21 protein-coding genes and 1 tRNA gene are annotated in these 24225 nt (G+C 72.0%); 14 read left to right on the plus strand and 8 right to left on the minus strand.

The genetic code is table 11. The annotated features are described in order from the left end of the window. Positions 1 to 77 precede the first annotated feature (77 nt). The 6 genes from ACFYT4_RS07045 to ACFYT4_RS07070 all read left to right on the plus strand — a co-directional run bounded on the left by ACFYT4_RS07045 (position 78) and on the right by ACFYT4_RS07070 (position 6262). Positions 78 to 161: transfer RNA gene (locus ACFYT4_RS07045), tRNA-Leu, on the plus strand. Between the two features lie 200 nt (positions 162 to 361). Next, complete coding sequence (locus tag ACFYT4_RS07050; RefSeq protein ID WP_389266270.1) at positions 362 to 2134, plus strand: sensor histidine kinase; 1773 nt, start codon at positions 362 to 364, stop codon at positions 2132 to 2134. Between the two features lie 158 nt (positions 2135 to 2292). Further along, positions 2293 to 2958, plus strand: coding sequence for a response regulator (locus ACFYT4_RS07055; RefSeq protein ID WP_389266069.1), 666 nt, complete (start codon positions 2293 to 2295; stop codon positions 2956 to 2958). A gap of 460 nt (positions 2959 to 3418) precedes the next feature. Then, positions 3419 to 4927, plus strand: coding sequence for a DUF2252 domain-containing protein (locus ACFYT4_RS07060; RefSeq protein WP_389266071.1), 1509 nt, complete (start codon positions 3419 to 3421; stop codon positions 4925 to 4927). A 33-nt stretch (positions 4928 to 4960) separates the two neighbouring features. Further along, entirely contained in the window at positions 4961 to 5794 is an 834-nt protein-coding gene (locus ACFYT4_RS07065; protein WP_389266073.1) for a J domain-containing protein, read from the plus strand. Between the two features lie 123 nt (positions 5795 to 5917). Then, a complete protein-coding gene (locus ACFYT4_RS07070; RefSeq protein WP_389266075.1) occupies positions 5918 to 6262 on the plus strand; it encodes a rhodanese-like domain-containing protein in 345 nt (114 codons plus the stop codon). A gap of 331 nt (positions 6263 to 6593) precedes the next feature. On the opposite strand, the gene ACFYT4_RS07075 is transcribed toward ACFYT4_RS07070, so the two are convergent. The 6 genes from ACFYT4_RS07075 to paaA all read right to left on the minus strand — a co-directional run bounded on the left by ACFYT4_RS07075 (position 6594) and on the right by paaA (position 11626). Then, the gene (locus ACFYT4_RS07075; RefSeq protein WP_389266077.1) at positions 6594 to 7817 is read right to left on the minus strand and encodes an acyl-CoA dehydrogenase family protein; all 1224 of its coding nucleotides are present in this window, start codon (positions 7815 to 7817) and stop codon (positions 6594 to 6596) included. 173 nt (positions 7818 to 7990) lie between these two features. Further along, positions 7991 to 9046 carry a 2Fe-2S iron-sulfur cluster-binding protein gene (locus ACFYT4_RS07080; protein WP_389266079.1) on the minus strand — a complete coding sequence of 352 codons (1056 nt, stop codon included), beginning with the start codon at positions 9044 to 9046 and terminating at the stop codon, positions 7991 to 7993. Then, complete coding sequence (paaD, locus tag ACFYT4_RS07085; protein ID WP_389266081.1) at positions 9047 to 9640, minus strand: 1,2-phenylacetyl-CoA epoxidase subunit PaaD; 594 nt, start codon at positions 9638 to 9640, stop codon at positions 9047 to 9049. Continuing rightward, complete coding sequence (paaC, locus tag ACFYT4_RS07090; RefSeq protein WP_389266083.1) at positions 9634 to 10350, minus strand: 1,2-phenylacetyl-CoA epoxidase subunit PaaC; 717 nt, start codon at positions 10348 to 10350, stop codon at positions 9634 to 9636. The genes paaD and paaC overlap by 7 nt, the downstream gene beginning before the upstream one ends. After that, positions 10347 to 10637: a 1,2-phenylacetyl-CoA epoxidase subunit PaaB gene (gene paaB / locus ACFYT4_RS07095; protein ID WP_389266085.1), complete on the minus strand. Its 291-nt coding sequence runs from the start codon at positions 10635 to 10637 to the stop codon at positions 10347 to 10349. Before paaB ends, paaC begins: the two co-directional genes overlap by 4 nt. Continuing rightward, on the minus strand, positions 10634 to 11626 hold the full coding sequence (gene paaA, locus ACFYT4_RS07100; protein ID WP_389266086.1) for a 1,2-phenylacetyl-CoA epoxidase subunit PaaA: 993 nt from the start codon (positions 11624 to 11626) through the stop codon (positions 10634 to 10636). The genes paaB and paaA overlap by 4 nt, the downstream gene beginning before the upstream one ends. Positions 11627 to 12050: 424 nt before the next feature. On the opposite strand from paaA, the gene ACFYT4_RS07105 reads away from it, so the two are divergent. The 3 genes from ACFYT4_RS07105 to ACFYT4_RS07115 all read left to right on the plus strand — a co-directional run bounded on the left by ACFYT4_RS07105 (position 12051) and on the right by ACFYT4_RS07115 (position 15027). Further along, a complete protein-coding gene (locus ACFYT4_RS07105; protein ID WP_389266088.1) occupies positions 12051 to 12863 on the plus strand; it encodes a DUF5819 family protein in 813 nt (270 codons plus the stop codon). After that, positions 12860 to 14284: an HTTM domain-containing protein gene (locus tag ACFYT4_RS07110; RefSeq protein WP_389266090.1), complete on the plus strand. Its 1425-nt coding sequence runs from the start codon at positions 12860 to 12862 to the stop codon at positions 14282 to 14284. The genes ACFYT4_RS07105 and ACFYT4_RS07110 overlap by 4 nt, the downstream gene beginning before the upstream one ends. 140 nt (positions 14285 to 14424) lie before the next feature. Further along, positions 14425 to 15027, plus strand: a complete 603-nt coding sequence (locus tag ACFYT4_RS07115) for a TrmH family RNA methyltransferase (RefSeq protein WP_389266272.1) — start codon at positions 14425 to 14427, stop codon at positions 15025 to 15027. Between the two features lie 217 nt (positions 15028 to 15244). On the opposite strand, the gene paaN is transcribed toward ACFYT4_RS07115, so the two are convergent. Beyond that, on the minus strand, positions 15245 to 16918 hold the full coding sequence (paaN, locus tag ACFYT4_RS07120; protein WP_389266092.1) for a phenylacetic acid degradation protein PaaN: 1674 nt from the start codon (positions 16916 to 16918) through the stop codon (positions 15245 to 15247). A 123-nt stretch (positions 16919 to 17041) separates the two neighbouring features. On the opposite strand from paaN, the gene ACFYT4_RS07125 reads away from it, so the two are divergent. Both ACFYT4_RS07125 and ACFYT4_RS07130 read left to right on the plus strand, forming a co-directional pair. Further along, on the plus strand, positions 17042 to 18577 hold the full coding sequence (locus ACFYT4_RS07125) for a 3-hydroxyacyl-CoA dehydrogenase (protein WP_389266094.1): 1536 nt from the start codon (positions 17042 to 17044) through the stop codon (positions 18575 to 18577). Then, positions 18574 to 19176 carry a TetR/AcrR family transcriptional regulator gene (locus ACFYT4_RS07130; RefSeq protein WP_389266096.1) on the plus strand — a complete coding sequence of 201 codons (603 nt, stop codon included), beginning with the start codon at positions 18574 to 18576 and terminating at the stop codon, positions 19174 to 19176. The genes ACFYT4_RS07125 and ACFYT4_RS07130 overlap by 4 nt, the downstream gene beginning before the upstream one ends. Before the next feature lie 45 nt (positions 19177 to 19221). On the opposite strand, the gene ACFYT4_RS07135 is transcribed toward ACFYT4_RS07130, so the two are convergent. After that, positions 19222 to 19767, minus strand: a complete 546-nt coding sequence (locus ACFYT4_RS07135) for an Lrp/AsnC family transcriptional regulator (protein WP_389266274.1) — start codon at positions 19765 to 19767, stop codon at positions 19222 to 19224. 204 nt (positions 19768 to 19971) lie between these two features. Here ACFYT4_RS07135 and pdhA point away from each other — a divergent pair, with 204 nt between their 5' ends. Genes pdhA through ACFYT4_RS07150 form a run of 3 tightly spaced genes read left to right on the plus strand, consistent with a single transcriptional unit; the run spans position 19972 to position 23686 of the window. Further along, the gene (gene pdhA, locus ACFYT4_RS07140) at positions 19972 to 21138 is read left to right on the plus strand and encodes a pyruvate dehydrogenase (acetyl-transferring) E1 component subunit alpha (RefSeq protein ID WP_389266276.1); all 1167 of its coding nucleotides are present in this window, start codon (positions 19972 to 19974) and stop codon (positions 21136 to 21138) included. Next, positions 21135 to 22163, plus strand: a complete 1029-nt coding sequence (locus tag ACFYT4_RS07145) for an alpha-ketoacid dehydrogenase subunit beta (RefSeq protein WP_389266098.1) — start codon at positions 21135 to 21137, stop codon at positions 22161 to 22163. The genes pdhA and ACFYT4_RS07145 overlap by 4 nt, the downstream gene beginning before the upstream one ends. After that, on the plus strand, positions 22163 to 23686 hold the full coding sequence (locus ACFYT4_RS07150; RefSeq protein ID WP_389266100.1) for a dihydrolipoamide acetyltransferase family protein: 1524 nt from the start codon (positions 22163 to 22165) through the stop codon (positions 23684 to 23686). Before ACFYT4_RS07145 ends, ACFYT4_RS07150 begins: the two co-directional genes overlap by 1 nt. The last annotated feature ends 539 nt before the right edge of the window (positions 23687 to 24225 follow it).

Consider the following 24225-nt stretch of genomic DNA (forward strand, 5'->3'; position numbering starts at 1 on the left):
CAGGACTGCGTGCTAATCTTCTGGATGTCGCCAGGGGGACACACCCGACAGTGCGGAGCCCAGCGACAACACCCAATGCGCGGGTGGCGGAATAGGCAGACGCGCTGGATTCAGGTTCCAGTGCCCGAAAGGGCGTGGGGGTTCAACTCCCCCCTCGCGCACAAGATCGGAAGCCCCACAGGTCATGGACCTGTGGGGCTTCCGCGTTCTCCGGTGTCCTGCTCCGGTGCGTCCCGCCCGTCGGCACCGGCGCCGTGGAATCCGTGACGGTACGACGTCGACGTTCGTCGCTCCCGTACGGGACGAAAGTGGGCCGTAGGCCCCGGACCCGGCTGCCTAGGGTGCGGATGTGAACGTGTCGATGAGGATCTGGGCCGGGCTCCGGGCGGGCTGGACGTGGCTGATGGTGCCCGAGCCGTGGTCGCCGGGGCGGGCGCCCGCGGATCTCCCGGGCCGGGGTGCCGCGGCGCTGTCGAGGCGGGGGCCGGCGGGGGAGCTGACACTCGCGCTGGTGCTGGCCCTGCTGGCGGCCGGGGTCGAGGACATCCTCGGCGAGAGCGGGCCGAGGATGCTCGCCGCGGCGCTCGGGGCCGCCGGGTGCTCGCTGCTGCGTCGCCGCCTGCCCGTCCCCGTTCTGGTGGTCACCGCCGCGCTCGGCGGGGTGGTGGGCGGCTTCTCCCTGGTCATGGGAGTCGTCGCCTGGTCGGCCGGGCGCAGGATCGAGGGCGCCGGGCGGGCGCTTGCCGCGTTCACCGTCGGATACGTGCTCTACGTCGGCGGCTCCCTCCTCGCCCTCTACCGGTCGGACGGGATGCCCCTGGGGCTGGCCCTGGTGACGACTCTGGCCTATCTCGCGACCGCGGTTGTCCCCGGTCTGGCCAGCCGCTACTGGAGCCAGCGCCGGACGCTGCTGCAAGCGCTGCGGGAGCGCAACGCCCAACTGCTGCGGGAGCGCCGGATGATCGCCGGCCAGGCCCGGCTGCTGGAGCGTCAGCGCATCGCCCAGGACATGCACGACAGCCTCGGCCATCAGCTGGCCCTGATCTCCGTGCACACCGGGGCGCTGGAGGTCGACCGTGAACTGACCGGGCGGCAGCGGGAGGCCGTCGGTGTGCTGCGGAACGCCTCCGTGGCCGCGATGCACGAGCTGCGCGAGGTCGTCGGCATCCTGCGCGACGGGGTCGAGGGTTCCCAGGCGCCGGTCGACGAATCGGGCCGGGCCGCACGGGGGACGGCCGGTATCGACGCACTGGCGGAGGCGGCCAGGGCCGCCGGCAACAAGGTCGTGCTGCGGCGCTCGGGCGAGCAGCGGCCCCTTCCCGCCGCGGCCGACCACGCCGCGTACCGGATCGTGCAGGAGTCGCTGACCAACGCCTACAAGCACGCTCCGGGCGCTCCCATCGGCGTGGAGCTGAGATATGAGCCCGACTCCCTCGTCGTGGAGATCGTCAGCGGTGTCGTAGATCCCAGGGTGGCCGGTGACGCGGTCAGCGGGGGACAGGGACTGACCGGGCTGCGCGAGCGGGCCCGGCTGGTCGGCGGGATCGTCCACGCCGGGCCCGCGGAGGGCGGCGGTTTCCGGGTGGCGGGGATGCTGCCGTACGGGGCGGTGGAAGCAGCGCCTTTGGTATCGGCGGACGACGACTTTGCTCAGCAGGCACCCGCGGCTCCCCACGGACATGGTGTTCCGGTCATGAACTGGGACACCTCGACGAAGGGGCCGATGATGAGTGAGCCGGACGGGAGTTACGGCCGGGGCAGCAGAGCCGGCGGCATCGGCCTGGGCTGTGGGATATCCCTGGTGGCGGTGGTGCTGCTGATCGCGGCCGTTGTCGTCGGCGGGTACTTCCTCGTCGACGCCCTGCAAGACGGGATGATCGACCGGTCCACGTACAACGCGGTGAAGGTCGGTGCGGACGAGGACGAGGTGCGCGACCGGCTGCCGAGCGGGGACAACTTCTTCACCGAGGGACTGGGCGACAAAAAGGAGGCACCGGTGGAGCCCGCCGGGTCCGCGTGCCTGGTGCTGATGGCGGAGGAGGGCTCCAGCAGCTGGGACAAGGAGCCGGTTTTCCGGTTCTGCTTCAAGGACGGCAAGCTGATCGAGAAGCAGTCGTACGAGGTCACGATGTAGGGCCCGCTGCCGCTGACGGCACCGGACGCGGGAGCGGGCCGATGCGGGAGCGGTGCGGGAGTGGGCCGCGGGTATCGGTGACGGGCCGGGCGGGATGGTTCGGGCATGCTGGGGTCGGCCGGTGGACCGGATCGACATGGGTGAGTGCGAGGGTGGATATGGCGGGGCCGCGGATCCGGGTCGTCATCGCGGATGACGAGCCGCTCATCAGGGCCGGGATCCGGATGATCCTCACCTCCGACCAGGAGATCGAGGTCGTGGCGGAGGCCGTGAACGGGCGCGAGGCGATCGAGCTGGCGCGTTCCCGCCGTGCCGATGTGGTGCTCCTCGACATCCAGATGCCGGTGATGGACGGGCTCACGGCGATGGGGGAGCTGCGCAGGACCGTCCCGGGAGCGCGGGTGATCATTCTGACGACCTTCGGCGAGCGGGAGAACGTGCTGCGGGCCCTGGAGTCCGGGGGCGCGGGCTTTCTGCTGAAGGACACCGCGCCCGCGGAGCTGATCGGGGCCGTACGGGCCGCCGCCTCCGGCGATGCCTATCTCTCCCCCGGAGCGACCCGCCATGTGGTCGATCAGCTGGCCACCGGGCGGGCGGCGGCCCGCGGTGAGCGGGCGCGGGCGCGGGTGGACCGGCTGAGTGCACGGGAACGGGATGTGCTGGCGCTGCTCGGCGAGGGGCTCTCCAACGCGGACGCGGGGAGGCGTCTGCATATGAGCGAGGCCACGGTGAAGACGTATGTCAGCCGGATCCTGGCGAAGCTGGAGTGCGAGAACCGGGTGCAGGCGGCGCTGCTGGCCCGGGACGCCGGGCTGGGCGCCTGAGGGCGCGGCGCAGCGGTATGTGAGGCGCGGGATCCCGAGTATGCCCCCTGGGCCTGGGGCCTGTGCCGAAGGGCTGGGGGCCTCGGGCTCAGCGGAAGCGGGCAGGGGCTTGTGCCGAGGGCGCAGGTGCTGGGCACTCGGGTGCCGCGGGCGGGCCGGGCGGGGTGACTCGGAGTGAGGGTGGCCGCTTTGGCGGGGGAGGTGGCTCTCGGGTGGTGTTTCCCGTGGAACATCCGCGTTGTCTGTTTCACGTGAAACATTGCCGGATGGGTGGCCGTTCTGCGACGACGCCCTGAGAGGCCGAACGGACCTGGGCAGGACCGGGGTTGGAGGCCGGGGCGCCGGTGCTCGCTGTTCCGGGCGGCCTCTTCGGAGTTGCCCACAGGGGAGACGCCCGCCGGAAAGCGGCGGTACGGTCATGGGCAATTGATGTTGAACAGGCACGGGAGCGGGGCAGTGCATGAGCGAGGCTGAGTCGGTGGCGCTGGTAGGGCTTACGCAGGCGGGGACGGCGGGCTCCGCCGAGGGTGGGCGCGACGGGCAGGCCCGCTCCGCAGGCGGCGGACGGATTCCGGTGGTACCCGGCTTCGCACGGCGCGGAACCGCTGGTGCGGAGGCCGCCCGGTCGCCCAAGCAGATCGGCAAGGCGCTTCGGGACCGGGTGCCGAGGTCTTCGCACGACTCGCTGGTCCCGGCGGTCGACCGGCCGGACGCGATCGAGGCCGTCGAGGAGTCCAGCAAGGGCCGGGTGCCCGAGCTGACGCCGATACGGGTCGGCCGGATGGCTGCCTCGCCCTTCGCCTTTCTGCGGGGCTCGGCCGGACTGATGGCCCACGATCTCGTCGGCACCCCCACGACCGGTGTGAGCGCCCAGATCTGCGGCGACGCACACGCGGCGAACTTCGGTCTGTACGGTGACGCCCGCGGTCGGCTTGTCATCGATCTGAACGACTTCGACGAGACCGTCGTCGGCCCCTGGGAGTGGGACCTGAAGCGGCTCGCGGTCTCGCTGGTGCTGGCGGGCCGGGTGGTCGGCGCGGACGAGGACATATGCCGCGCCGCCGCCTTCGACGCCGTGGGCGCGTACCGCCGCACCATGCGACTGCTGGCGAAGCTGCCCGCGCTGGACGCGTGGAACGCGATCGCGGATGAGGAGCTGGTGTCCCACACGGACGCGCGTGATCTGGTCGGCACCCTGGAGCGGGTCTCGGAGAAGGCCCGTAACAACACCAGCGCCCGCTTTGCCGCCAAGGCGACGGAGGCGTTCTCGGACGCGGAGGGCGAACGGCGGCGCTTTGTGGACGCGCCTCCGGTGCTGCGGCGGGTGCCCGACGCGGAGGCGGCTGCCGTCGCCTCGTCGCTGGCGGATTATCTGGGCACAGTGTCGGAGGACCGGCTGCCGCTGCTCGCGCGGTACGAGATCCACGATGTGGCCTTCCGGGTCGTCGGCACCGGAAGCGTCGGCACCCGCTCCTATGTGGTGCTCCTGCTCGACCACCGGGGCGATCCGCTCGTGCTCCAGGTCAAGGAGGCACGGGCGTCCGCGCTGCTGCCCCATCTGGCCGCCGCCGGGTTCGAGACACCGCAGAGCGAGCACGAGGGCCGCAGGGTGGTCTTCGGCCAGAAGCGGATGCAGGTCGTCAGTGACATCCTGCTGGGCTGGACGACGGTCGAAGGACGGCCTTTCCAGGTACGGCAGTTCAGGAACCGCAAGGGGAGTGTGGACCCGGCCGCGCTCACCGCCGCGCAGCTCGACGACTACGGGCGGATGACGGGTGCCCTGCTGGCCCGCGCCCACGCCCACAGCGCCGATCCCCGACTGCTCTCCGGCTACTGCGGCAAGAGCGAGGAGCTGGACGAGGCTGTGGCGTCCTTCGCCGTGCTCTACGCGGACCGCACGGAAGCGGATCACTCGGCGCTGCTGTCGGCGATCAAGAGCGGTCGGATCACGGCTGAGCTGGGAGTGTGACCCGGGGCCCGGTCGCGCCCGTAGGCTGAGCGGGTGACCCACGATGTGCCCGGCGGGCCGACGACCCGGAACGACGAAGAGCAGGACGCGCAGCTGCGGCCGGAGGCCCGGCTGGAGAAGGCCGTGCGCGCGGCCGAGCAGGCTCTGATCGAGTTCGAGATCGCTCTGGAGACGTTCCGGGTGGAGGTGGAGAACTTCTCCCGGCTGCACCACCAGAGGCTCGGGCCCATGTACGCGCGTCTGGACGAGCTGGATGCGCAGATCGCGGAGGCCAGAGCCGCCCGCACCGGTGACCCGGAGGACCTGCGCAAGGCGCAGGAGGCGCGGGCGATCGTCATGCCGATGCCCGGTGTGGACGAGCTGTTCCACGACTGGATGGACTCCGACGGCCTCTCCCCCGAGGCCAGCGCGATGCTGAGCGGTCAGCGTGTGCGAGCGCCCAAGCGGGTGCGGCCGAGCGAGGAGGCCCGCAGGCTCTACCGCGAGCTGGCCCGTAAGGCGCACCCGGATCTGGCGCAGGACGAACCGGAGCGGGCCAGACGCGAGGAGTTCATCACGCGGGTGAACGCCGCTTATGGGCTCGGTGACGCGGAGCAGCTGCGCGAACTGGCCGCGGAGTGGGAGGCGGGGCCCGTACCCGCTGAGCATCGGCTGAGCGAGGCCGAGGAGCTGTACGCGCGGCTGGAGTGGCTCTCGCAGCGCAGGGAGCTGCTGGCCGCCGTCGCCCATGAACTGGAGGAGAGCGCGATCGGCGCGATGCTCCGGATGGCACCCGACGATCCGGACCGGCTGCTGGAGGAGATCGCCGAGCAGCTGCTCGCGCAGGTCGCCGAGCGGGAGCGGGAACTGTCCCGGTGGGTGGAGTAGTTTTCCCGGAGTGCCGGGCAGGGCTCGCCCGTCCGTACGCCGGGCCCGGACGAGGTGTCCGGGCGCTGACGTCCTTGTTCCCGCCATCGCCCCACGAGGTCCCCACGAGAGAAGGCTTGACCCATGAATTTCGCCCCGCTGCCCTCGGTGGATGCCGCCGCCGTGCCGTCCGACGGCCTGGTGCTCGATGTCCGCGAGGCTGACGAGTGGAAGGCCGGGCATGTGGAGGGTGCGCTGCATGTGCCGATGAGCGACTTCGTGGCCCGGTTCGGCGAGGTGACCGAGGCGGTGGCGGAGGGGCGCCGTGCGTTTGTCATGTGCCGGGTGGGCGGCCGGTCGGCCCAGGTCACCCAGTATCTGGTGCAGCAGGGCATCGACGCCGTGAACGTCGACGGCGGCATGCTCGCCTGGGAGGGCGCGGGCCGTCCGATGGTCACGGACGACGGCAGCCCGGCGTTTGTCCTCTGAGCGCCTGAGCGCCTGAGCGCCTGAGCGCCTGAGCGCCTGAGCGGGCCGTCTGCGTGCCTGAGCGCTTCGGCGTCCGTGCGGGCCGTTTGCGTGGCGGCGTCGGCCGGCTCGGCCGAGACGGCGGGCGGTGCGGAGTGGGCCTTCCTGGCCGTCCGGACAGGCGTCACCTCGCCGAGCGGGCCTCACGCGGTCCGGGCCGTGTGCGGCCCGGCTGTCCGGTCTCCCGGCCGATCGGGGGTTGCCCGGCCGTCGTGCCGTCGCCCGGAGGCGGGCTGAAGGGTGCTCCGAGGCCCGGTACGGCACCGTGGGCCGTCGTCCCGGGGCCCCGGTCTCAGCCGAGCGGATGGGCGGCCAGCAGGTCGCCGAGGGCCTCCTCGTGGGCCGCGGCGGACCCCAGGGAGAGCTCCAGCTGCTTGGCCCACGCGTGATACCGGTGCAGCGGGTAGTCGGTGTCCGCGCCGAAGCCGCCGTGCAGATGCTGGGCGGTCTGTACCACACGGCGTACGCCCTCCGAGGCCCAGATCTTCGCCACCGCGACATCACCGGCCACCGGCAGCGGGCCGCCGACCCCGGCGCTCCCCCTCGCGGGTGTCAGCCGCCAGGCCGCCTGCCACAGAGTCGCCTCCATCGCCCGCAGATCGATATAGCGGTCGGCGGCCTGGATCGCGACCGCCTGGAAGGTCGCCACCGGGAACCCGAACTGCTCGCGCTTTCCGGTGTACTCACTCGTCATCGCCAGCACCCGCTCACCGAGGCCGAGGGCGAGCGCGCAGGTCCCGGTGGCCAGAAGCTGACGCAGCCACTCCCAGGCGTCCTCGGCGTCGATCAGTTCGCGGTCGTCGATCCGCACGGAGTCCAGCGTCACCTCGGCATACCGCTCGCCACTGGTGGAGAACTGCTCGGCGAGCGTGACGCCCTGCGCGTCCCGAGCGACCAGCGCCAGAACGGCACGGCCCTCGCCGGTGTGCGCGGGGACGGCGATCAGATCGGCGGAGTGGGCCCAGGGCACACCCGTCTGCACACCGTCCAGCACCCAGCCGTCCCCGTCCCCGGACCGGTGCGCCGCTCCCCGACCCCCGTCGCTCCCGGTACCCGCACCGTTCACGACGCGGCGCGTGCCGTCCCGCCGCGCGGCGACGGCGAGTTCGGCCGGGTCGTGACCGCTGCGGCCATGGGCTCCGACGGAGATCACCAGCTCACCGCGGCCGACCCGGGGGAGGAGCTCGTCGGCCAGCTCCGCGCCGCCGTAACGTTCCACGGCCATGGCGACCGCGCTCGTCTCCAGCAGCGGCACCCGGGCGAGGACCCTCGCCGACTCGCGCAGCACCAGACAGAGCGCGATGGAGTCCAGCCCCGCGCCTCCGCGCTCGGGGGAGAGCACCAGGCTCAGCAGATCGGCGTCCGCCAGCCTGGCCCACAGCGGTCGGTCGAACTCCTCGGCCACCGCGCCCGGTGTGAGCGCCGGACTCGGCACCGCGTCGGGCGCGACATCCGAGAAGACCGCCTTCGCCGCCTCGACGGCCGCCTGCTGCTCCTCGGTGAAGGTGAAGTCCACAGCCCTGTCCTCCCGTACGCGGACCGCCGGATCTGACGGATCGTCAAGATAGAACAGGTTCCTGAAAATGAACACAGGGCGGTAAGCCCCGGCGCTGCGCCCGGGCGGAAAGGGATCGGCCCCCGCCCAGAGAACGGCCCCCGTGGCGTCATGGTCCACCGCCCCCTTGGACCTCAGCGGTCGAAGTCGAGTTCGACCTCCGATGTGGCCGGGTGCGACTGGCAGGCCAGTACATAGCCGGAGTCCGTCTCCTCGGGTTCCAGCGCGAAGTTCCGGTCCATGCGCACCTCGCCCGAGACCAGGAACGCCCGGCAGGTGCCGCAGACCCCGCCCTTGCACGCGTACGGCGCGTCCGAGCGGGCGCGCAGCACCGTCTCCAGCAGCGACTCCCCCTCCTTGACGGGCCAGGTGCCCGACCGACCGTCCAGCGTCGCCGTGAGCGAGGCATGGGCCGGTGCCGCCAGGGGCGCCGGAGCGGGGGCCGAACCGTCGTCCACATGGAAGATCTCCTGGTGGATACGGCTCCGGTCCACACCGAGCCCGCGCAGCGCCCGCTCCGCGCCCATGACCAGCCCGAAGGGCCCGCACAGGAACCAGCCGTCCACATCCTCCACCGGGAGCAGCGAGGGCAGCAGGCCGCTCAGCCGCTCCCGGTCCAGCCGCCCCGACGGCAGGCCGGACTGCTGCTCCTCGCGCGAGAGCGTGGTGACCAGCTGGAAGCGGTCCGGGAAGCGGTCCTTGAGATCGGCCACCTCGTCCAGGAACATCATCGACGCCATGGTCCGGTCGCTCCGTATCAGACAGAACCGGGACTTCGGCTCCCGCGCCAGCACCGTCGCCGCCATCGACAGCACCGGGGTGATCCCGCTGCCGCCGACGATCGCCGCGAAGTATCCGGGGCGGGGGTCGAGCAGGAAGCGGCCCATCGGGGGCATCACCTCGACGGGATCGCCGACGGACAGCTCCTTGAGGGCGTACGTCGAGAACTCGCCGCCGTCGACGAGCCGGATGCCCACCCGCAGCACGGGATCGGCGCCGGGAGGAACGGCGGGGGCGCAGATCGAGTACGTACGGCGGATCTCCTCGCCCTGGACCACCCGGCGCAGGGCCAGATGCTGCCCCGGGGTGTGCCGGAAGGTCTCCCGCAGTTCGGGCGGCACCCGGAGGGTGACGGCGACCGAGTCGTCCGTCAGCTGCTCGACCGCGGCGACCCGGAGTGAGTGGAACATCTACAACTCCTTGAAGTGGTCGAACGGTTCACGGCAGGCGACGCAGCGGCGCAGCGCCTTGCACGCGGTGGAGGAGAACCGGCTCAGCAGCTCCGTCTCGGTGGAGCCGCAGTGCGGGCAGCGCACGGAGAGGGTGAGCGGAAGGGGCCCGGAGGGGCCTGCCGCCGCGTGCGGACGGGGCGGGGCTATCCCGAATTCGGCGAGCTTGCGTCGGCCCTCCGCGCTGATGTCGTCCGTCGACCAGGCGGGGGAGAGGACTCTGACGACCGAGACATCCGGTATGCCGTGGTCGTGCAGTACCCGCTCGATGTCGGCGGTCATGGTCTCGATCGCCGGGCAGCCGGTGTAGGTGGGGGTCAGTGTCACCTCGGCCCGGCCGGGGCCCAGCAGCCGTGCCCCGCGCACCACACCCAGCTCCGCCAGCGTCAGCACCGGCAGCTCCGGATCGGGCACCGAGCCCACGAGGCGCCGCAGCTCGGCCTCCAGCCGGGTATCCCCGGTGCGGGGCGCCGTCTCGGGCTCCCGCGGACCGGCGGTCCCGGGCGGCTGCGGCGCCGGGGCCGGGGCGGCTCCCCGACGGATGCCGGTTACCATGACGCCCCCGGGTGGCTGCGGTGCAGATGCTGCATCTCGGCGAGCATCCGGCCGAAGGACTCGGTGTGCAGGCCCTGGCGTCCGGCACCCGCCGCCCAGCCGCCGGACCGCGGTCCGGCCGGCACGGTCAGGGTCGCCCGCAGCAGAACGGCCGTCACCGATTCGAGCCAGCGCGCCTCCAGCGCCGGCCAGTCGACATCCAGGCCCTCCATGGGCTGGAACATCTCGCCCGTGAACCTCCAGAGCGCGTCGCAGGCCCGCTGCATCCGCTCATGGCTCTCCGCGGTGCCGTCGCCGAGCCGCAGGGTCCAGTGCTCGGCGTGGTCCTGGTGGTAGGCGACCTCCTTGACCGCCTTCGCCGCGAGGTCCGCGAACTCGCCGTCCGAGGCCGCCAGCCGCCCGTACAGCAGGCGCTGGTAGACCGAGAAGTAGAGCTGGCGGGCGATGGTGTGCGCGAAGTCGCCGTTCGGCTGCTCGACCAGCTGGAGATTGCGGAAGGCCCGCTCCTCGCGCAGATACGCCAGCTCGTCCTCGTCCCCGACGAGGGACAGCAGGACCCTGGCCTGCCCCAGCAGATCCAGCGCGATATTGGCGAGGGCGACGTCCTCTTCCAGGACGGGCGCATGGCCGGCCCACTCCCCCAGCCGGTGCGAGAGCACCAGCGCGTCGTCGCCGAGGGCCAGTGCCGCGGCATGGGCGGTCGTCGTCACAGGTGCTTCACCCCTTCCGGGATCTCGTAGAAGGTCGGATGGCGGTAGGGCTTGTCGCCGGCCGGCTCGAAGAACGGATCCCTCTCGTCCGGCGAGGAGGCCGTGATGGCGGTGGAGGGCACGACCCACAGGGAGACGCCCTCATTGCGCCGGGTGTACAGATCCCGGGCATTGCGCAGCGCCATTTCGGCGTCCGGCGCGTGCAGGCTGCCCGCGTGGGTGTGGGACAGGCCGCGCCGCGAACGCACGAAGACCTCCCACAGCGGCCAGTCCTTCGAGCTGCTCATGCGGTCGCCTCCTGGGGCTCCGGGGTCCGGGGGGTCTGCTGCCGGCCGCCCCGGTGCTTGTCCGCATAGGCCGCCGCGGCCTCCCGGACCCAGGCGCCTTCCTCGTGCGCGCGGCGGCGCTGGGCGAGCCGCTGCTCATTGCACGGCCCGTTCCCCTTCAGGACTTCGTGGAACTCGGACCAGTCGATGGCGCCGAAGTCATGGTGGCCCCGCTCCTCGTTCCACCGCAGGTCGGGGTCGGGGAGGGAGAGGCCCAGCGCCTCGGCCTGGGGGACGCAGATGTCCACGAAGCGCTGGCGCAGCTCGTCGTTGGAGTGACGCTTGATCTTCCAGGCCATGGACTGCGCCGAGTGGGCCGACTCGTCGTCGGGAGGGCCGAACATCATCAGCGACGGCCACCACCAGCGGTTCACCGCGTCCTGGGCCATCTCGTGCTGGGCGGGTGTGCCACGGGAGAGGGTGAGCAGCAGCTCGTACCCCTGGCGCTGGTGGAAGGACTCCTCCTTGCAGATCCGGACCATCGCACGGGCATAGGGGCCGTAGGAACAGCGGCAGAGGGGGACCTGGTTGGTGATCGCGGCTCCGTCCACCAGCCAGCCGATCGCACCGACGTCGGCCCAGGTCAGCGTCGGGTAGTTGAATATGGAGGAGTATCGCTGGCGGCCGGCGTGGAGCTTGTCCAGCAGCTCCTCGCGGCTGGTGCCCAGGGTCTCCGCCGCGCTGTACAGATACAGCCCGTGGCCCGCCTCGTCCTGCACCTTGGCGATGAGGATGGCCTTGCGCCGCAGGGAGGGCGCGCGGGTTATCCAATTCGCCTCGGGCTGCATACCGATGATCTCGGAGTGCGCGTGCTGTGCCATCTGCCGGACCAGGGTCGCCCGGTAGGCGTCCGGCATCCAGTCGCGGGGCTCAACGCGCTCGTCCGCCGCCACGGCCGCGTCGAAGACCGCCTCGTACATCTCCGCCGTATCCGCAGTCACTGCCGTCATCCGGACCCCCTACCGACCGATCGTTCGGTTCATGGACTTCAATGGTGAGTCGGCGGCCCTTAGGGTGTCAACCCTGTGGATAACCGAGGCGGGACCGGGCGGGGATCGGGGCGGGATGAACTCCTACGAGGGCGATGACGTCGAGGGCGCGGGAGCCGGGCGTTCCGGGGCGTCCCCGGGCGCTGCGCCCCGGCCTCCGGACCAGCGGGAACCAGGTCCTGCACGCGGGGCCGACCGGGTGGCCACGCCCGGTGCGCCACCGGCGCCCGGCCACGACCGCGATACCGCGGAGCCCCCTATACCGGGGGCCGGAGCACCCGGCTCCGGCGTACCGGACGCGGTGCTTCGGGCCGAAAGCCCGCCTCGTCCCGAGGCCGTGCCGCTGCCCGGGCCCCAGCCCGGAGCCGCCTCCGGAGCCGCGCCCGTGCCCACGCCCGGCGTCGAGCAGGGACCTGCGGCCGCCTCGGAAGCCGCGCCCGGCTCCGGCTCCGGACCTGCGGCCGGCCCCGGCTCCACAGCCGGTCCCGATGGCCGGACGCCCGCGCCCGCGGCGCCGTCCAGCGGTATCGCGGCGCTCTCGCTCCCCTACCAGGCCGTCGCCGCCCTGGCCCTGGGACTCGTCGCTTTACTCGCCTGTGTCCACCTGACCATGGTGTTTCTGCATGTCTCACCGTCCAACACGGTCACCAAGCACTACGGCAAGGGCATCGACGCGTGGATCTACCCCGAGTTCGAACAGAACTGGAAGCTCTTCGCTCCCAATCCGCTCCAGCAGAACATCGCCGTACAGGTGAAAGCCGAGGTCAGAACACCGGACGGTGACCGTAGGACCACCGACTGGATCGATCTGACCGCCGAGGACGTCCGGGCGATACGCGGTTCTCTCCTCCCCAGTCACACCTCGCAGAACGAACTGCGCCGGGCCTGGGACTTCTACACCAACTCGCACGACAACCAGGAACGCGCCACCGGAACGCGCGGGCGCCTGTCCGAGGCCTATCTGCGCCGGATCGTGATGCTGCGCCTGGAACGCCACGACCTCGGCGGTTCCGTCGACCGTGTCCAGGTCAGGTCCTCGTCGGCCTTCGTGAAGGCGCCTGTGTGGAGCGGCGAGAAGACCGACACCCGCCCCGTCTACCGCGTACTGCCGTGGTGGCCGGTCACCGAAGCCGATCTGCCGGGCGGGGTCGACAACGGCGGTACCGAGCGTGCGAGGCGTACGGAGGCCGACCGGTGAGCGACACATCCACGAGCAAGTCCGCCGGGTTCCTCCAGCGGGTCACCGCGACGGCCCTCGGCCCGTACCAGAGCGCCGTCGTCCGGATCGGCTTCGCCCTGACCTGGCTGCTGTTCCTCCTCCGTGAGCTGCCCCACCGCCATGAGTTGTACGGTCCGGACGGGCCGTGGAGCTGGGAGATGGGGCGCGAGCTGATCGCAGGCAACGACGCGTTCACCGTGCTGATGTGGTCGGACGGCGTCATCTGGTTCGAGGCGGTCTACGCACTCGCCGTGCTCTCCAGTCTGCTGCTGATGCTCGGCTGGCGGACGCGCACGATGTCCGTGCTGTTCATGGTCGGGGTGCTGTCGCTCCAGAACCGTTCCATCCTCATGGGAGACGGCGGCGACAACGTCATCCATCTGATGGCCGTCTATCTGGTCTTCACCCGCTGTGGCCGGGTCTGGTCCCTGGACGCGCGCCGTGCGGCCCGCGCGGCGGCCGTGAGCCCGGCGGAGCCGGCCCAGCGGTCCGCGGCCCATCCGTCCGTGACCGGCGGGCCTGCGGGCGACCGGCACCCGGACGACCTCCCGGCACATGACCGGCACCCGAACGGCACATCCCCGGCCGAGCGGTACCCGGACGAGCGGTCCGTGACCGAGCCGCTCGCCGCCGGGGCGGCCGCCGGCCGGGGCGCGGCGCCCGGCCTTCCCGAGGAGCCCCCGTACGACCGGGTCGGCCCCGCGCTGTGGCTGGTGCTGGGACTCGGCCTGCTCACGGCCACCTTGCTCAACCGGACCGGCGCGTTCTTCCTGGTGGTCATGTGGGTGGTCTGGATCGGGCTGGGTCTGTGGTGGACGGCCAACCGGTACGCCCCCCGGGGTCAGGTGCGCATTCTGCTGGACTGCCTCGCCAACCTGGCCCACAACGCGGCCCTCCTCGTGATCATGGCCGAGGTCTGTCTGATCTACGCCACCGCCGGCTGGTACAAGATCCAGGGATCACGCTGGCAGGACGGCACCGCGCTCTACTACCCGCTCAAACTCGAATACTTCACGCCCTGGCCCGCCCTCTCCGATCTGCTCGCCTCCGGGGGGCTGATCGTCATGGTGCTGACGTATGTCACGGTCATCGTGCAGGTCGCGTTCCCGTTCACCCTTTTCAACCGCCGGGTGAAGAACGTCCTGCTCGTGGTCATGATCATGGAGCACGCGGGCATCGCCGTCATCCTGGGCCTGCCGTTCTTCTCGATGGCGATGATCGCCGCCGACGCGGTGTTCCTGCCCACCGTCTTCCTGGTCTGGCTGGGTGCCCGGTTCTCGTGGGGGCGGGACCGGCTGCTGAAGCGCACACCGGGGAAGCCGCCCGCGCCGGACGGGGATCCGGTGGTGCCGGAGCAGCGACAGGAGAGCCCCGGACACACCCGTACGCTCGTGGGGTGAGCACCACCCAGGAACTGCCCGTGAACCCCGAGAAACCCCAGAGCCCCGAGCAGCCCCGGAGCCCGGAGGAGTCCGAGCGCACGGAGAAGCCCGAGCGCACGGACGACCCGGTCCAGTACGACGACGGGTACGGCCCCGAGATCGGCGTGGGCCCGCATCCGCTGCCGTGGCCCGCCGGCGAGCGCTACGACCCCGAGCTGCTGGCCGGGGGCGACCGCCGCAACGTGGTGGACCGCTATCGCTACTGGACGCGCGAGGCGATCGTCGCCGACCTGGACACCCGGCGGCACGATTTCCATGTGGCCGTGGAGAACTGGGGGCACGACTTCAACATCGGGTCGGTGGTGCGGACCGCCAACGCCTTTCTCGCGCGGGAGATCCATATCGTGGGCCGTCGCCGCTGGAACCGGCGCGGTGCCATGGTCACCGACCGCTATCAGCATGTGCGCCACCACCCGGACACGCCCGCGCTGACCGGGTGGGCGGCGGACGAGGACCTGCCGATCATCGGGATCGACAATCTCCCGGGGGCGGTGCCGCTGGAGCGCACCGAGCTGCCGCGCCGGTGTGTGCTCCTCTTCGGGCAGGAGGGGCCCGGCCTGACGGACGAGGCCCGTAAGCACGCGTCGATGGTGTGCTCGATCGCGCAGTTCGGCTCGACACGGTCGATCAACGCGGGCGCGGCGGCGGCGATCGCCATGCATGCCTGGGTGCAGCGGCACGCGCGGATCCCGTCCCCGTAGAGCCCGCCGACCGCCCCGGCCCGCGCAAGCGTGTCCCGGTGCCGCTCCGACGGCCCCGTGGGCTCCTCCGCCGGATCCCTCTGGGGTGTCTCGGCCGTCCAGGGCCCGGTGACGTCTCCGGTCGTCCAGGGGCCCGTGACGGGCCCGGTCCGCCGTGCCGGCCGTGGCCCCCGAGGGGATGCGGGGCCACGGCCGGCACCGGGGCCCGGACCGGCGGTCATGCCTGGCGCCGGACCTCCACCACCCGGAAGCGGTTCGAGACGAACGCGCCGTCGCACAGGGCGGCGTTCGCCGCAGGATTGCCGCCGGAGCCGTGGAAGTCGGAGAACGCCGCCGTCTGGTTGACGTACACCCCGCCGGTCAGATTGAGGGAGAGCTGCGCCGACTCGTCCAGGCACACCTCCTCAAGAGCGCGCTCGGTCTCCTCGGACGTGGTGTACGCGCCGACCGTCATCGCGCCCTTGTCGCGGATCGTGCGCCGCAGCAGGTCCAGCGCGTCCGCCGTCGAGTCCACGGCGACGGCGAACGAGACCGGGCCGAAGCACTCGGACAGAAAGACCCCCTCGGCATCCGGCTTGGCGCCGTCGAGCTTGACGATCACCGGGGTGCGGACGACCGCGTCCGGGAAGTCGGGGTTGATGACCTCCCGGGAGTCCAGCGCCACCTCGCCCAGCCCGGCGGCTCCCTCCAGACGGCTCTTCACCTCGGGGTTGACCAGCGCGCCCAGCAGCGCGTTCGCCCGGGCGTCGTCGCCGAGCAGACCGCCGACCGAGGCGGCGAGATCACCCACCACCTCCTCGTACGACTTGTGACCGGTGTCCGTGGGGATGCCGTCGCGCGGGATCAGCAGGTTCTGCGGGGTGGTGCACATCTGGCCGCTGTACAGGGACAGGGAGAAGGCGAGATTGGACAGCATTCCCTTGTAGTCGTCGGTGGAGTCGACGACGACGGTGTTGACACCGGCCTTCTCGGTGTACACCTGCGCCTGGCGGGCGTGGGCCTCCAGCCAGTCGCCGAACGCGCTGGAGCCCGTGTAGTCGATGATCTTGACCTCGGGGCGGACCGCGAGGCTCTTGGCGATGCCCTCACCGGGGCGGTCCACGGCCAGGGAGGCGAGATTCGGGTCGAAGCCGGACTCGGCGAGCACCTCGCGCGCCACACGCACCGTGAGAGCCAGCGGGAGCACCGCACGGGGGTGCGGCTTGACCAGCACCGGATTGCCGGTGGCGAGGGAAGCGAACAGGCCCGGGTAGCCGTTCCATGTCGGGAAGGTGTTGCAGCCGATCACCAGGGCGATACCGCGGCCGGCCGTGGTGAAGGTCTTCCGCAGCTGAAGCGGGTCGCGCTTGCCCTGGGGCTTCGACCAGTCGGCGGCGGCCGGCGTACGGGTCTGCTCCAGATAGGCGTACGCCACGGCCTCCAGACCGCGGTCCTGGGCATGCGGCCCGCCGGCCTGGAAGGCCATCATGAACGCCTGGCCGCTGGTGTGCATCACGGCCTGGGCGAACTCATGGGTGCGGGCGCTGATCCGGGAGAGGATCTCCAGGCAGACCAGGGCGCGCTGCTCGGGCCCGGCGTCGCGCCAGGCGGGCATCGCGGCGCGCATGGCCGGGAGCAGCACATCGGGATCGGGGTGCGGGTACTCGATGCGCAAGTCGGGGCCGTACGGAGAGACTTCGGCGCCCGTCCAGCCGTCGGTGCCCGGCTGGTCGAGGTCGAAGCGGGTGCCGCGGAGCGCCTCGAAGGCCGCGAGGCCGTCGGCGGGCGCGCTGTCTCCGTACGCCTTGGGGTGCTCGGGGTGGGGTGACCAGTAGGCACGGGTGCGGATCGCTTCGAGGGCTTGGTCGAGCGTCGCCCGGTGGCTGGTCAGCCGGGTCTCGGTCAGCTGCATGACGGACGAACTCCTCGTCGGGCTGGGCAGGGGCGTAACGACAGAGTTAGAGTAACCGAACGATCGGTCGGTACAAGGGGGCCTGTCGAACCTGTGGAAAACTCATCGGGGAGGATCACCTCCATGACCGTCACCGAGCAGAGCCCCGGCGCACCGGGGCCCGTCGACCGGAGCCGTGTCGTGGCCGTGGTCGGCACCGGCGCCATGGGGCGGGGCATAGCCCAGGTCGCCCTCACCGCCGGCCACCCCGTACGGCTCTACGACGCCGTACCGGGGCGGGCGGCGCAGGCGGCGGACGGCATCGGTGCCCAGCTGGACCGGCTGGTCCACAAGGGGCGTATGGACGCCGCCGAGCGGGACCGGGCGCGCGCCCGGCTGCACCCGGCGGACGATCTCGCCCGGCTCGGCGACGCGGCGCTCGTCGTGGAGGCGGTCGTCGAGGAACCGACGGTCAAGCAGGAGCTGTTCACCGCCCTGGAAGCGATCGTCGCGGACGACTGCCTGCTCGCCACCAACACCTCCTCCCTCTCCGTCACCGCCGTCGCGGGCGCCCTGAAGCGGCCCGGCCGCGTCGTCGGACTGCACTTCTTCAACCCCGCTCCCCTGCTCCCCCTCGTCGAGGTCGTCAGCGGCTTCGCCACGGACGAGGAGTCCGCCACGCGCGCGTGGGCGACCGTGGCGGCCTGGGGCAAGACCCCGGTGCGCTGCGCCGATCTGCCCGGGTTCATCGTCAACCGCGTGGCCAGGCCCTTCTACGCGGAGTCCTTCGCTATCCACGAGGACCGGGGCGCCGACCCCGCCACCCTCGACGCGGTGCTGCGTGAATGCGGCGGATTCCGGATGGGCCCCTTCGAACTGACCGATCTGATCGGCCAGGACGTCAACGAGGCCGTCACGCGCTCCGTATGGGAATCCTTCTTCCAGAACGTGAAGTTCACGCCCTCCCTGGCCCAGCGACGGCTCGTGGAGGCGGGGCTGCTGGGCCGGAAGTCGGGCCGCGGCTGGTACGACTACGGGGAGGGCGCCGACCGGCCCGAGCCGCGCACCGCGGCTCCCGCCGAGGCCCCCGCCCATGTCATCGCGCAAGGCGATCCGGGGCCCGCCGCCGAGCTGCTCGACATGATCGCCGAGGCCGGCATCACCGTCACCCGACGGGACGCCGACACGGGCACCGGGCTGGTGCTGCCCGGCGGAGGACGTCTGGAGCTCACCCAGGGGGAGCCGGCCACCGGACGGAACCTCGTGCACTTCGATCTCGCGCCCGACTACCGGGCCGCCACCAGGATCGCGCTCGCCCCCGCCCCGTACGGCGCGGAACGCACCCTTCAGGAGGCGACCGGGCTGTTCCAGGCACTCGGCAAGAAGGTCAGCGTCATCGAGGACGTACCGGGCATGATCGTCGCCCGTACCGTCGTGATGCTGATCGACATCGCGGCCGAAGCGGTCACCAAGGGCGTCGCGACCGAGGACGACATCGACACGGCGATGCGGCTCGGGGTGAACTACCCGCTCGGCCCCCTCGAATGGAACCGCCGGCTGCCCGCCGGCTGGGCCCGCACCCTGCTGGAGAACCTCCACCGATGTGTGCCGGGCGGGCGCTATGCCCCCGGCCTCGCGCTTGTTCGGCGCACGTGCGCGGGAGAGGGCGACGTCTCATGACCACGGCCAAGCGCGACACCTACACGCCCGAGACGCTGCTGACGGTGGCCGTGCGCATCTTCAACGAGCGTGGCTACGACGGCACGTCGATGGAGCATCTCTCCAAGGCGGCGGGCATCTCCAAGTCGTCCATCTACCACCATGTCGCGGGCAAGGAGGAGCTGCTGCGCAGGGCCGTGAGCCGGGCGCTCGACGGGCTCTTCGCCGTGCTCGACGAGCCGGGGGCGCAGCGCGGGCGGGCCATCGAAAGGGTCGAGTACGTGACCCGGCGCACCGTGGAGGTGCTGATGGCCGATCTGCCGTATGTGACGCTGCTGCTGCGCGTCCGCGGCAACACCAGGACCGAGCGGTGGGCGATGGAGCGCCGCCGGGAGTTCGACCAGAGGGTCGCCGACCTGCTGAAGGCGGCCGCGGCGGACGGCGATCTCCGCGCGGATGTCGACATCCGGCTCGCCACGAGGCTGCTTTTCGGCATGGTGAACTCCCTCGTGGAGTGGTACCGGCCGCATCCGGGCAGCGGATACGAGGGCGACCGGCTGGCCGAGACGGTGGTGCGCATCGCGTTCGACGGGCTGCGGGCGGGGCCTCAGGGGGGCTGAGACGCCGTCAGCACCCTCTCAGAGCTGATCCCATCAGGCACCCCCTCAGAGCTGATCGGCGTCCGGGGACGGAAGCGTATGGCTCGGTCGGCTCGGCCGGCCGGAGTCCGGCACGGGATCGAGATCCGTCTCCTCGAAGACGAGCAGCGTGCGGGTGGACAGCACCTCCGGGATGGACTGGAGCCGGGTCAGGACCAGTTCGCGCAGGGTGCGGTTGTCCGGTGTGTGCACCAGCAGCAGTACGTCGAAATCACCGCTGACCAGGGCGATATGGGCCGCTCCCGGCAGCGCTTCCAACTGCTCGCGGACGGTGCGCCAGGAGTTCTGCACGATCTTGAGCGTGATGTAGGCGGAGGCTCCCTGGCCCGCGCGCTCGTGGTCGACACGGGCGCTGAACCCCCGGATCACCCCGTCGTCGATGAGCCGGTTGATCCGGGCGTACGCGTTGGCGCGTGACACATGGACCCGCTCGGCGACCGAACGTATCGAGGCGCGTCCGTCCGACTGGAGGATGCGCAGGATGTCGCGGTCGATGGCATCGAGCGCCCGCGGTGGAGGAGTCTGCTCGGTGCGGTCCCCGCCCTCGGCCATTTGTTCAGCTGCCATGTCCCCCCGCCTCCCTGTCATGGACGACCTGTGCCTATCTCAGGCTGTGGAGAACCGTTTGTCCACAGGCTGAAGCCGCCTGTAGCCAAATTGCGTCAACGACCGAACAATCGGTAGGTGAGGCGGGTCACAGCCGGCCGCCTCCCCAGTCGCTCCCACGAGGAGGTGCTCGCGTTGCGAAAGAGCAGCATGACGGTGCAGGAGCTGCCCGGGGCCGTCGCGTACCGGCCCACCCCGCCCCCGGCGTGGCGGCCCCGCACCGACCCCGCACCCCTGCTCCCGGACCCCGAGCCGTACCGGGTGCTCGGCACCGACGCCGCCGCCGGTGCCGACCCCGAGCTGCTGCTCACGCTGTATGCCGAGCTGGTCCGCGGCCGTCGGTACAACACCCAGGCGACCGCTCTGACCAGGCAGGGACGGCTCGCCGTCTATCCGTCGAGCACCGGCCAGGAGGCGTGCGAGGTGGCGGCCGCGCTGGCGCTGGAGCACCGGGACTGGCTCTTCCCCAGCTACCGCGACACCCTCGCGGCCGTCGCGCGCGGCCTGGACCCCGTGCAGGCCCTGACCCTGCTGCGCGGCGACTGGCACACCGGGTACGACCCGTACGAGCACCGCATCGCCCCCCTGTGCACTCCCCTCGCCACCCAGCTGCCGCACGCCGTGGGACTGGCCCACGCGGCCCGGCTCAAGGGGGACGACGTCGTCGCCCTCGCCATGGTCGGCGACGGCGGCACCAGCGAGGGCGACTTCCACGAGGCGCTGAACTTCGCGGCCGTGTGGCGGGCCCCCGTCGTCTTCCTGGTGCAGAACAACGGCTTCGCGATCTCCGTACCGCTGGCCAAGCAGACCGCCGCGCCCTCCCTCGCCCACAAGGCGGTGGGTTACGGGATGCCGGGCCGCCTCGTCGACGGGAACGACGCGCCCGCGGTCCACCAGGTGCTCTCCGAGGCCGTGGCGAGAGCCCGCCACGGCGGCGGCCCGACGCTGATCGAGGCCGTGACCTACCGCATGGAGGCGCATACGAACGCGGACGACGCCACCCGCTACCGCGGCGACGCCGAGGTCGAGGCATGGCGCGACCACGACCCGATCCTGCTCCTGGAGCGCGAGCTGACCGAGCGGGGTCTGCTGGACGACGACCGGAGGGCGTCGGTCACCGAGGCCGCCGAGACGATGGCGGCACGGCTGCGCGAGCGGATGAACGCGGACGCGGGGCTCGACCCGATGGACCTCTTCGCCCATGTCTACGCCGAGCGGACCGGCCAGCTGCGGGAGCAGGCCGCGCAGCTGCGCGCCGAGCTGGACGCCGAGGGACTCGACGCGGACCCGTCAGGCGCGGAGGGAGAGACACGATGACCACCGCCACGACCCCACCCCAGGCCGCGCCCGCGGTGAAGCCCGCCACCATGGCGCAGGCGCTGCAGCGCGCCATGCGCGACGCCATGGCGGAGGACCCGTCCGTCCATGTGATGGGCGAGGACGTCGGCACGCTCGGCGGGGTCTTCAGGGTCACGGACGGGCTCGCCGCGGAGTTCGGCGACGCCCGCTGCACGGACACGCCGCTGGCGGAGGCGGGCATTCTGGGCACCGCCGTCGGCATGGCGATGTACGGGCTGCGGCCGGTCGTGGAGATGCAGTTCGACGCCTTCGCCTATCCGGCGTTCGAGCAGCTGATCAGCCATGTGGCCCGGATGCGCAACCGCACCCGGGGCGCGATGCCGCTGCCGATCACCGTCCGGGTTCCGTACGGCGGGGGCATCGGCGGCGTCGAGCACCACAGTGACTCCTCCGAGGCGTACTACATGGCGACCCCAGGGCTCCATGTCGTCACACCCGCGACGGTCGAGGACGCGTACGGGCTGCTCAGGGCGTCCATCGCCTCCGACGATCCGGTGATCTTCCTGGAGCCGAAACGGCTGTACTGGTCGAAGGCGGCCTGGTCTCCTCAGTCGCCGGCCGCGGTCGAGCCCATCGGGCGGGCCGTGGTCCGCCGCCGGGGCAGCAGCGCCACCCTCATCACCTACGGGCCCTCCGTGCCGGTCTGCGTGGAGGCGGCGCAGGCGGCGGCCGCCGAGGGCTGGGACCTGGAGGTCGTCGATCTGCGGAGCCTGGTGCCGTTTGACGACGAGACGGTCTGCGCGTCCGTGCGGCGCACGGGGCGGGCGGTCGTCGTCCATGAGGCGACCGGATTCGGCGGTCCGGGGGGCGAGATCGCCGCCCGGGTGACGGAGCGCTGCTTCCACCACCTGGAGGCACCCGTGCTGAGGGTGACCGGATTCGACATTCCCTACCCGCCGCCGATGCTGGAGCGGCACCATCTGCCTGGAGTGGACCGGGTGCTGGACGCGGTGGCGCGGTTGCAGTGGGAGGCGGAGAGCTGATGGCTCAGGTGCTCGAATTCAGGTTGCCGGATCTCGGGGAGGGACTCACCGAGGCCGAGATCGTGCGCTGGCTGGTCTCGGTGGGCGATGTCGTCGCCGTCGACCAGCCCGTCGTCGAGGTCGAGACGGCCAAGGCGATGGTGGAGGTGCCCTGCCCTTACGGGGGTGTGGTGACCGCCCGCTTCGGCGAGGAGGGTACGGAACTTCCGGTCGGGGCGCCCCTGATCACGGTCGCGGTGGGCGCGGCGGACGGCGGACCGGACTCCTTGGGGCCCGGTGCCGCGGATTCTTCGGCGTCCTCGGGGACCACCGGTTCAACGGGTTCCCCCGGATCCCCCGGTTCCGCCGGATCCCCCGGGGGCGGTTCCCCGGGCGGCGGCTCGGGGACGGCTGGAAGCGGCGGTGAATCGTCCGGCAATGTGCTCGTCGGGTACGGGACGGGGGCGCCCGCGGCCCGTCGGCGGCGGGTCCGGCCGGCTCCGGTCGCCCCGGCGGCGGCCACCGCACCCGCCGCGCCGCCCGCTGCTCCGGAGCGTTCCGCCACCGCGACCGGCGGGTCCGTCGCCACCGCCGTCCGGGCGGACCGGTCGGGCGTCGGGACCGTGACGGCCGGTGACGGGGTGCTCGGTGACGGGGCGGGCGGCGGGCCCGTGGCCGTGATCTCCCCTCTCGTGCGGCGGCTCGCCCGGGAGCACGGGCTGGACCTGCGGCGGCTGACCGGTTCCGGCCCGGACGGGCTGATCCTGCGCGCGGACGTCGAGCACGCCATGCGGGCCGCCGTCGAAGCGCCGCCCACCCCCGAGCAGGTGACCGCCCCCGCCCCTGCCGTCACCAGGGGCGAGCGGATACCCCTGCGCGGAGTGCGCGGGGCCGTGGCCGACAAGCTGTCCCGCAGCCGGAGCGAGATCCCCGACGCCACGTGCTGGGTCGACGCGGACGCGACGGAGCTGATGGCCGCGCGGGCTTCGATGAACGCGGCGGGCGGGCCGAAGATATCGCTCCTCGCGCTGCTCGCCCGGATCTGCACGGCGGCCCTCGCCCGCTATCCCGAGCTGAACTCCACGGTGGATCTGGAGGCCCGGGAGATCGTGCGGCTGCCCGAGGTGCACTTGGGGTTCGCCGCGCAGACCGAGCGCGGGCTCGTCGTCCCGGTCGTGCGGGACGCGCACAGCCGCTCGGCCGAGTCACTGAGCGAGGAGTTCGGGCGGCTGACCGAGTCGGCCCGGCAGGGGAGGCTGACTCCCGCCGAACTGACGGGCGGCACCTTCACGCTGAACAACTACGGGGTGTTCGGCGTCGACGGTTCCACCCCGATCATCAACCACCCGGAGGCGGCGATGCTCGGGGTCGGCAGGATCGTGCCCAAGCCGTGGGTGCACCAGGGGGAGCTGGCCGTGCGCCAGGTCGTCCAGCTCTCGCTCACCTTCGACCACCGGGTGTGCGACGGCGGCACGGCGGGCGGGTTCCTGCGGTACGTCGCGGACTGTGTGGAGCAGCCGACGGTGCTCCTGCGGACGCTCTAGCCGACCGCCAACCGCCGACCGCCAACCGCCGACCGCCGACCGCCGACCGCCGACCGCCGGTGGTCGGTCCGGGCTGCCCTGGCTCGGCCCGGCGTGGGCGGGGCGGGGTGGCCCCGGCGGGCTGGGTGGCCGGTCCGCCGGATGTGCCGGGTGCCTGGTCGGCCCCGGGGGCCTGCGCGGCCGGATGCCTGGGCGGTGGTGCAGAGGTTTCGGAGGGGCATGACTCCCGTACGGCCCCGGGTGGGCTGGGGGGCCTGCTTCGCCGGATGTGCGGGTGCCTGGTCGGCCGGGCCTGCGCGACCGTATGCCGTGGGCAGCGGTACGGAGGTCATTTCGGGCGGGCACGGCTGCCGTACGGCGCGGAGGCCCGGGTGACCCGGTCGTCGGGCTGCCGGGGCCGTCTTGAGAGACCGCGCGCCGGGCCGTACGGAGTGAGCGGGCGGCCGGTACCGCCCGGACCTGCCCCGGGCTTGCTCTGAACCGATCTGGATCTACCTCGGACCGAGTCGGGAGGGGCTGGGCGTGCCCCCGGTTGCTTC

The organism is Streptomyces sp. NPDC004609 (assembly GCF_042873655.1).
Classification (GTDB): Bacteria; Actinomycetota; Actinomycetes; order Streptomycetales; family Streptomycetaceae; genus Streptomyces.

Coding starts and splice junctions, on each gene's coding strand:
- ACFYT4_RS07050 (WP_389266270.1), top strand. CDS start 362: ATGAGGATCTGGGCCGGGCTCCGGGCGGGCTGGACGTGGCTGATGGTG.
- ACFYT4_RS07055 (WP_389266069.1), top strand. CDS start 2,293: ATGGCGGGGCCGCGGATCCGGGTCGTCATCGCGGATGACGAGCCGCTC.
- ACFYT4_RS07060 (WP_389266071.1), top strand. CDS start 3,419: ATGAGCGAGGCTGAGTCGGTGGCGCTGGTAGGGCTTACGCAGGCGGGG.
- ACFYT4_RS07070 (WP_389266075.1), top strand. CDS start 5,918: ATGAATTTCGCCCCGCTGCCCTCGGTGGATGCCGCCGCCGTGCCGTCC.
- ACFYT4_RS07080 (WP_389266079.1), bottom strand. CDS start 9,046: ATGTTCCACTCACTCCGGGTCGCCGCGGTCGAGCAGCTGACGGACGAC.
- paaD (WP_389266081.1), bottom strand. CDS start 9,640: ATGGTAACCGGCATCCGTCGGGGAGCCGCCCCGGCCCCGGCGCCGCAG.
- paaB (WP_389266085.1), bottom strand. CDS start 10,637: ATGAGCAGCTCGAAGGACTGGCCGCTGTGGGAGGTCTTCGTGCGTTCG.
- paaA (WP_389266086.1), bottom strand. CDS start 11,626: ATGACGGCAGTGACTGCGGATACGGCGGAGATGTACGAGGCGGTCTTC.
- paaN (WP_389266092.1), bottom strand. CDS start 16,918: ATGCAGCTGACCGAGACCCGGCTGACCAGCCACCGGGCGACGCTCGAC.
- ACFYT4_RS07125 (WP_389266094.1), top strand. CDS start 17,042: ATGACCGTCACCGAGCAGAGCCCCGGCGCACCGGGGCCCGTCGACCGG.
- ACFYT4_RS07130 (WP_389266096.1), top strand. CDS start 18,574: ATGACCACGGCCAAGCGCGACACCTACACGCCCGAGACGCTGCTGACG.
- ACFYT4_RS07135 (WP_389266274.1), bottom strand. CDS start 19,767: ATGGCCGAGGGCGGGGACCGCACCGAGCAGACTCCTCCACCGCGGGCG.
- pdhA (WP_389266276.1), top strand. CDS start 19,972: ATGACGGTGCAGGAGCTGCCCGGGGCCGTCGCGTACCGGCCCACCCCG.
- ACFYT4_RS07145 (WP_389266098.1), top strand. CDS start 21,135: ATGACCACCGCCACGACCCCACCCCAGGCCGCGCCCGCGGTGAAGCCC.
- ACFYT4_RS07150 (WP_389266100.1), top strand. CDS start 22,163: ATGGCTCAGGTGCTCGAATTCAGGTTGCCGGATCTCGGGGAGGGACTC.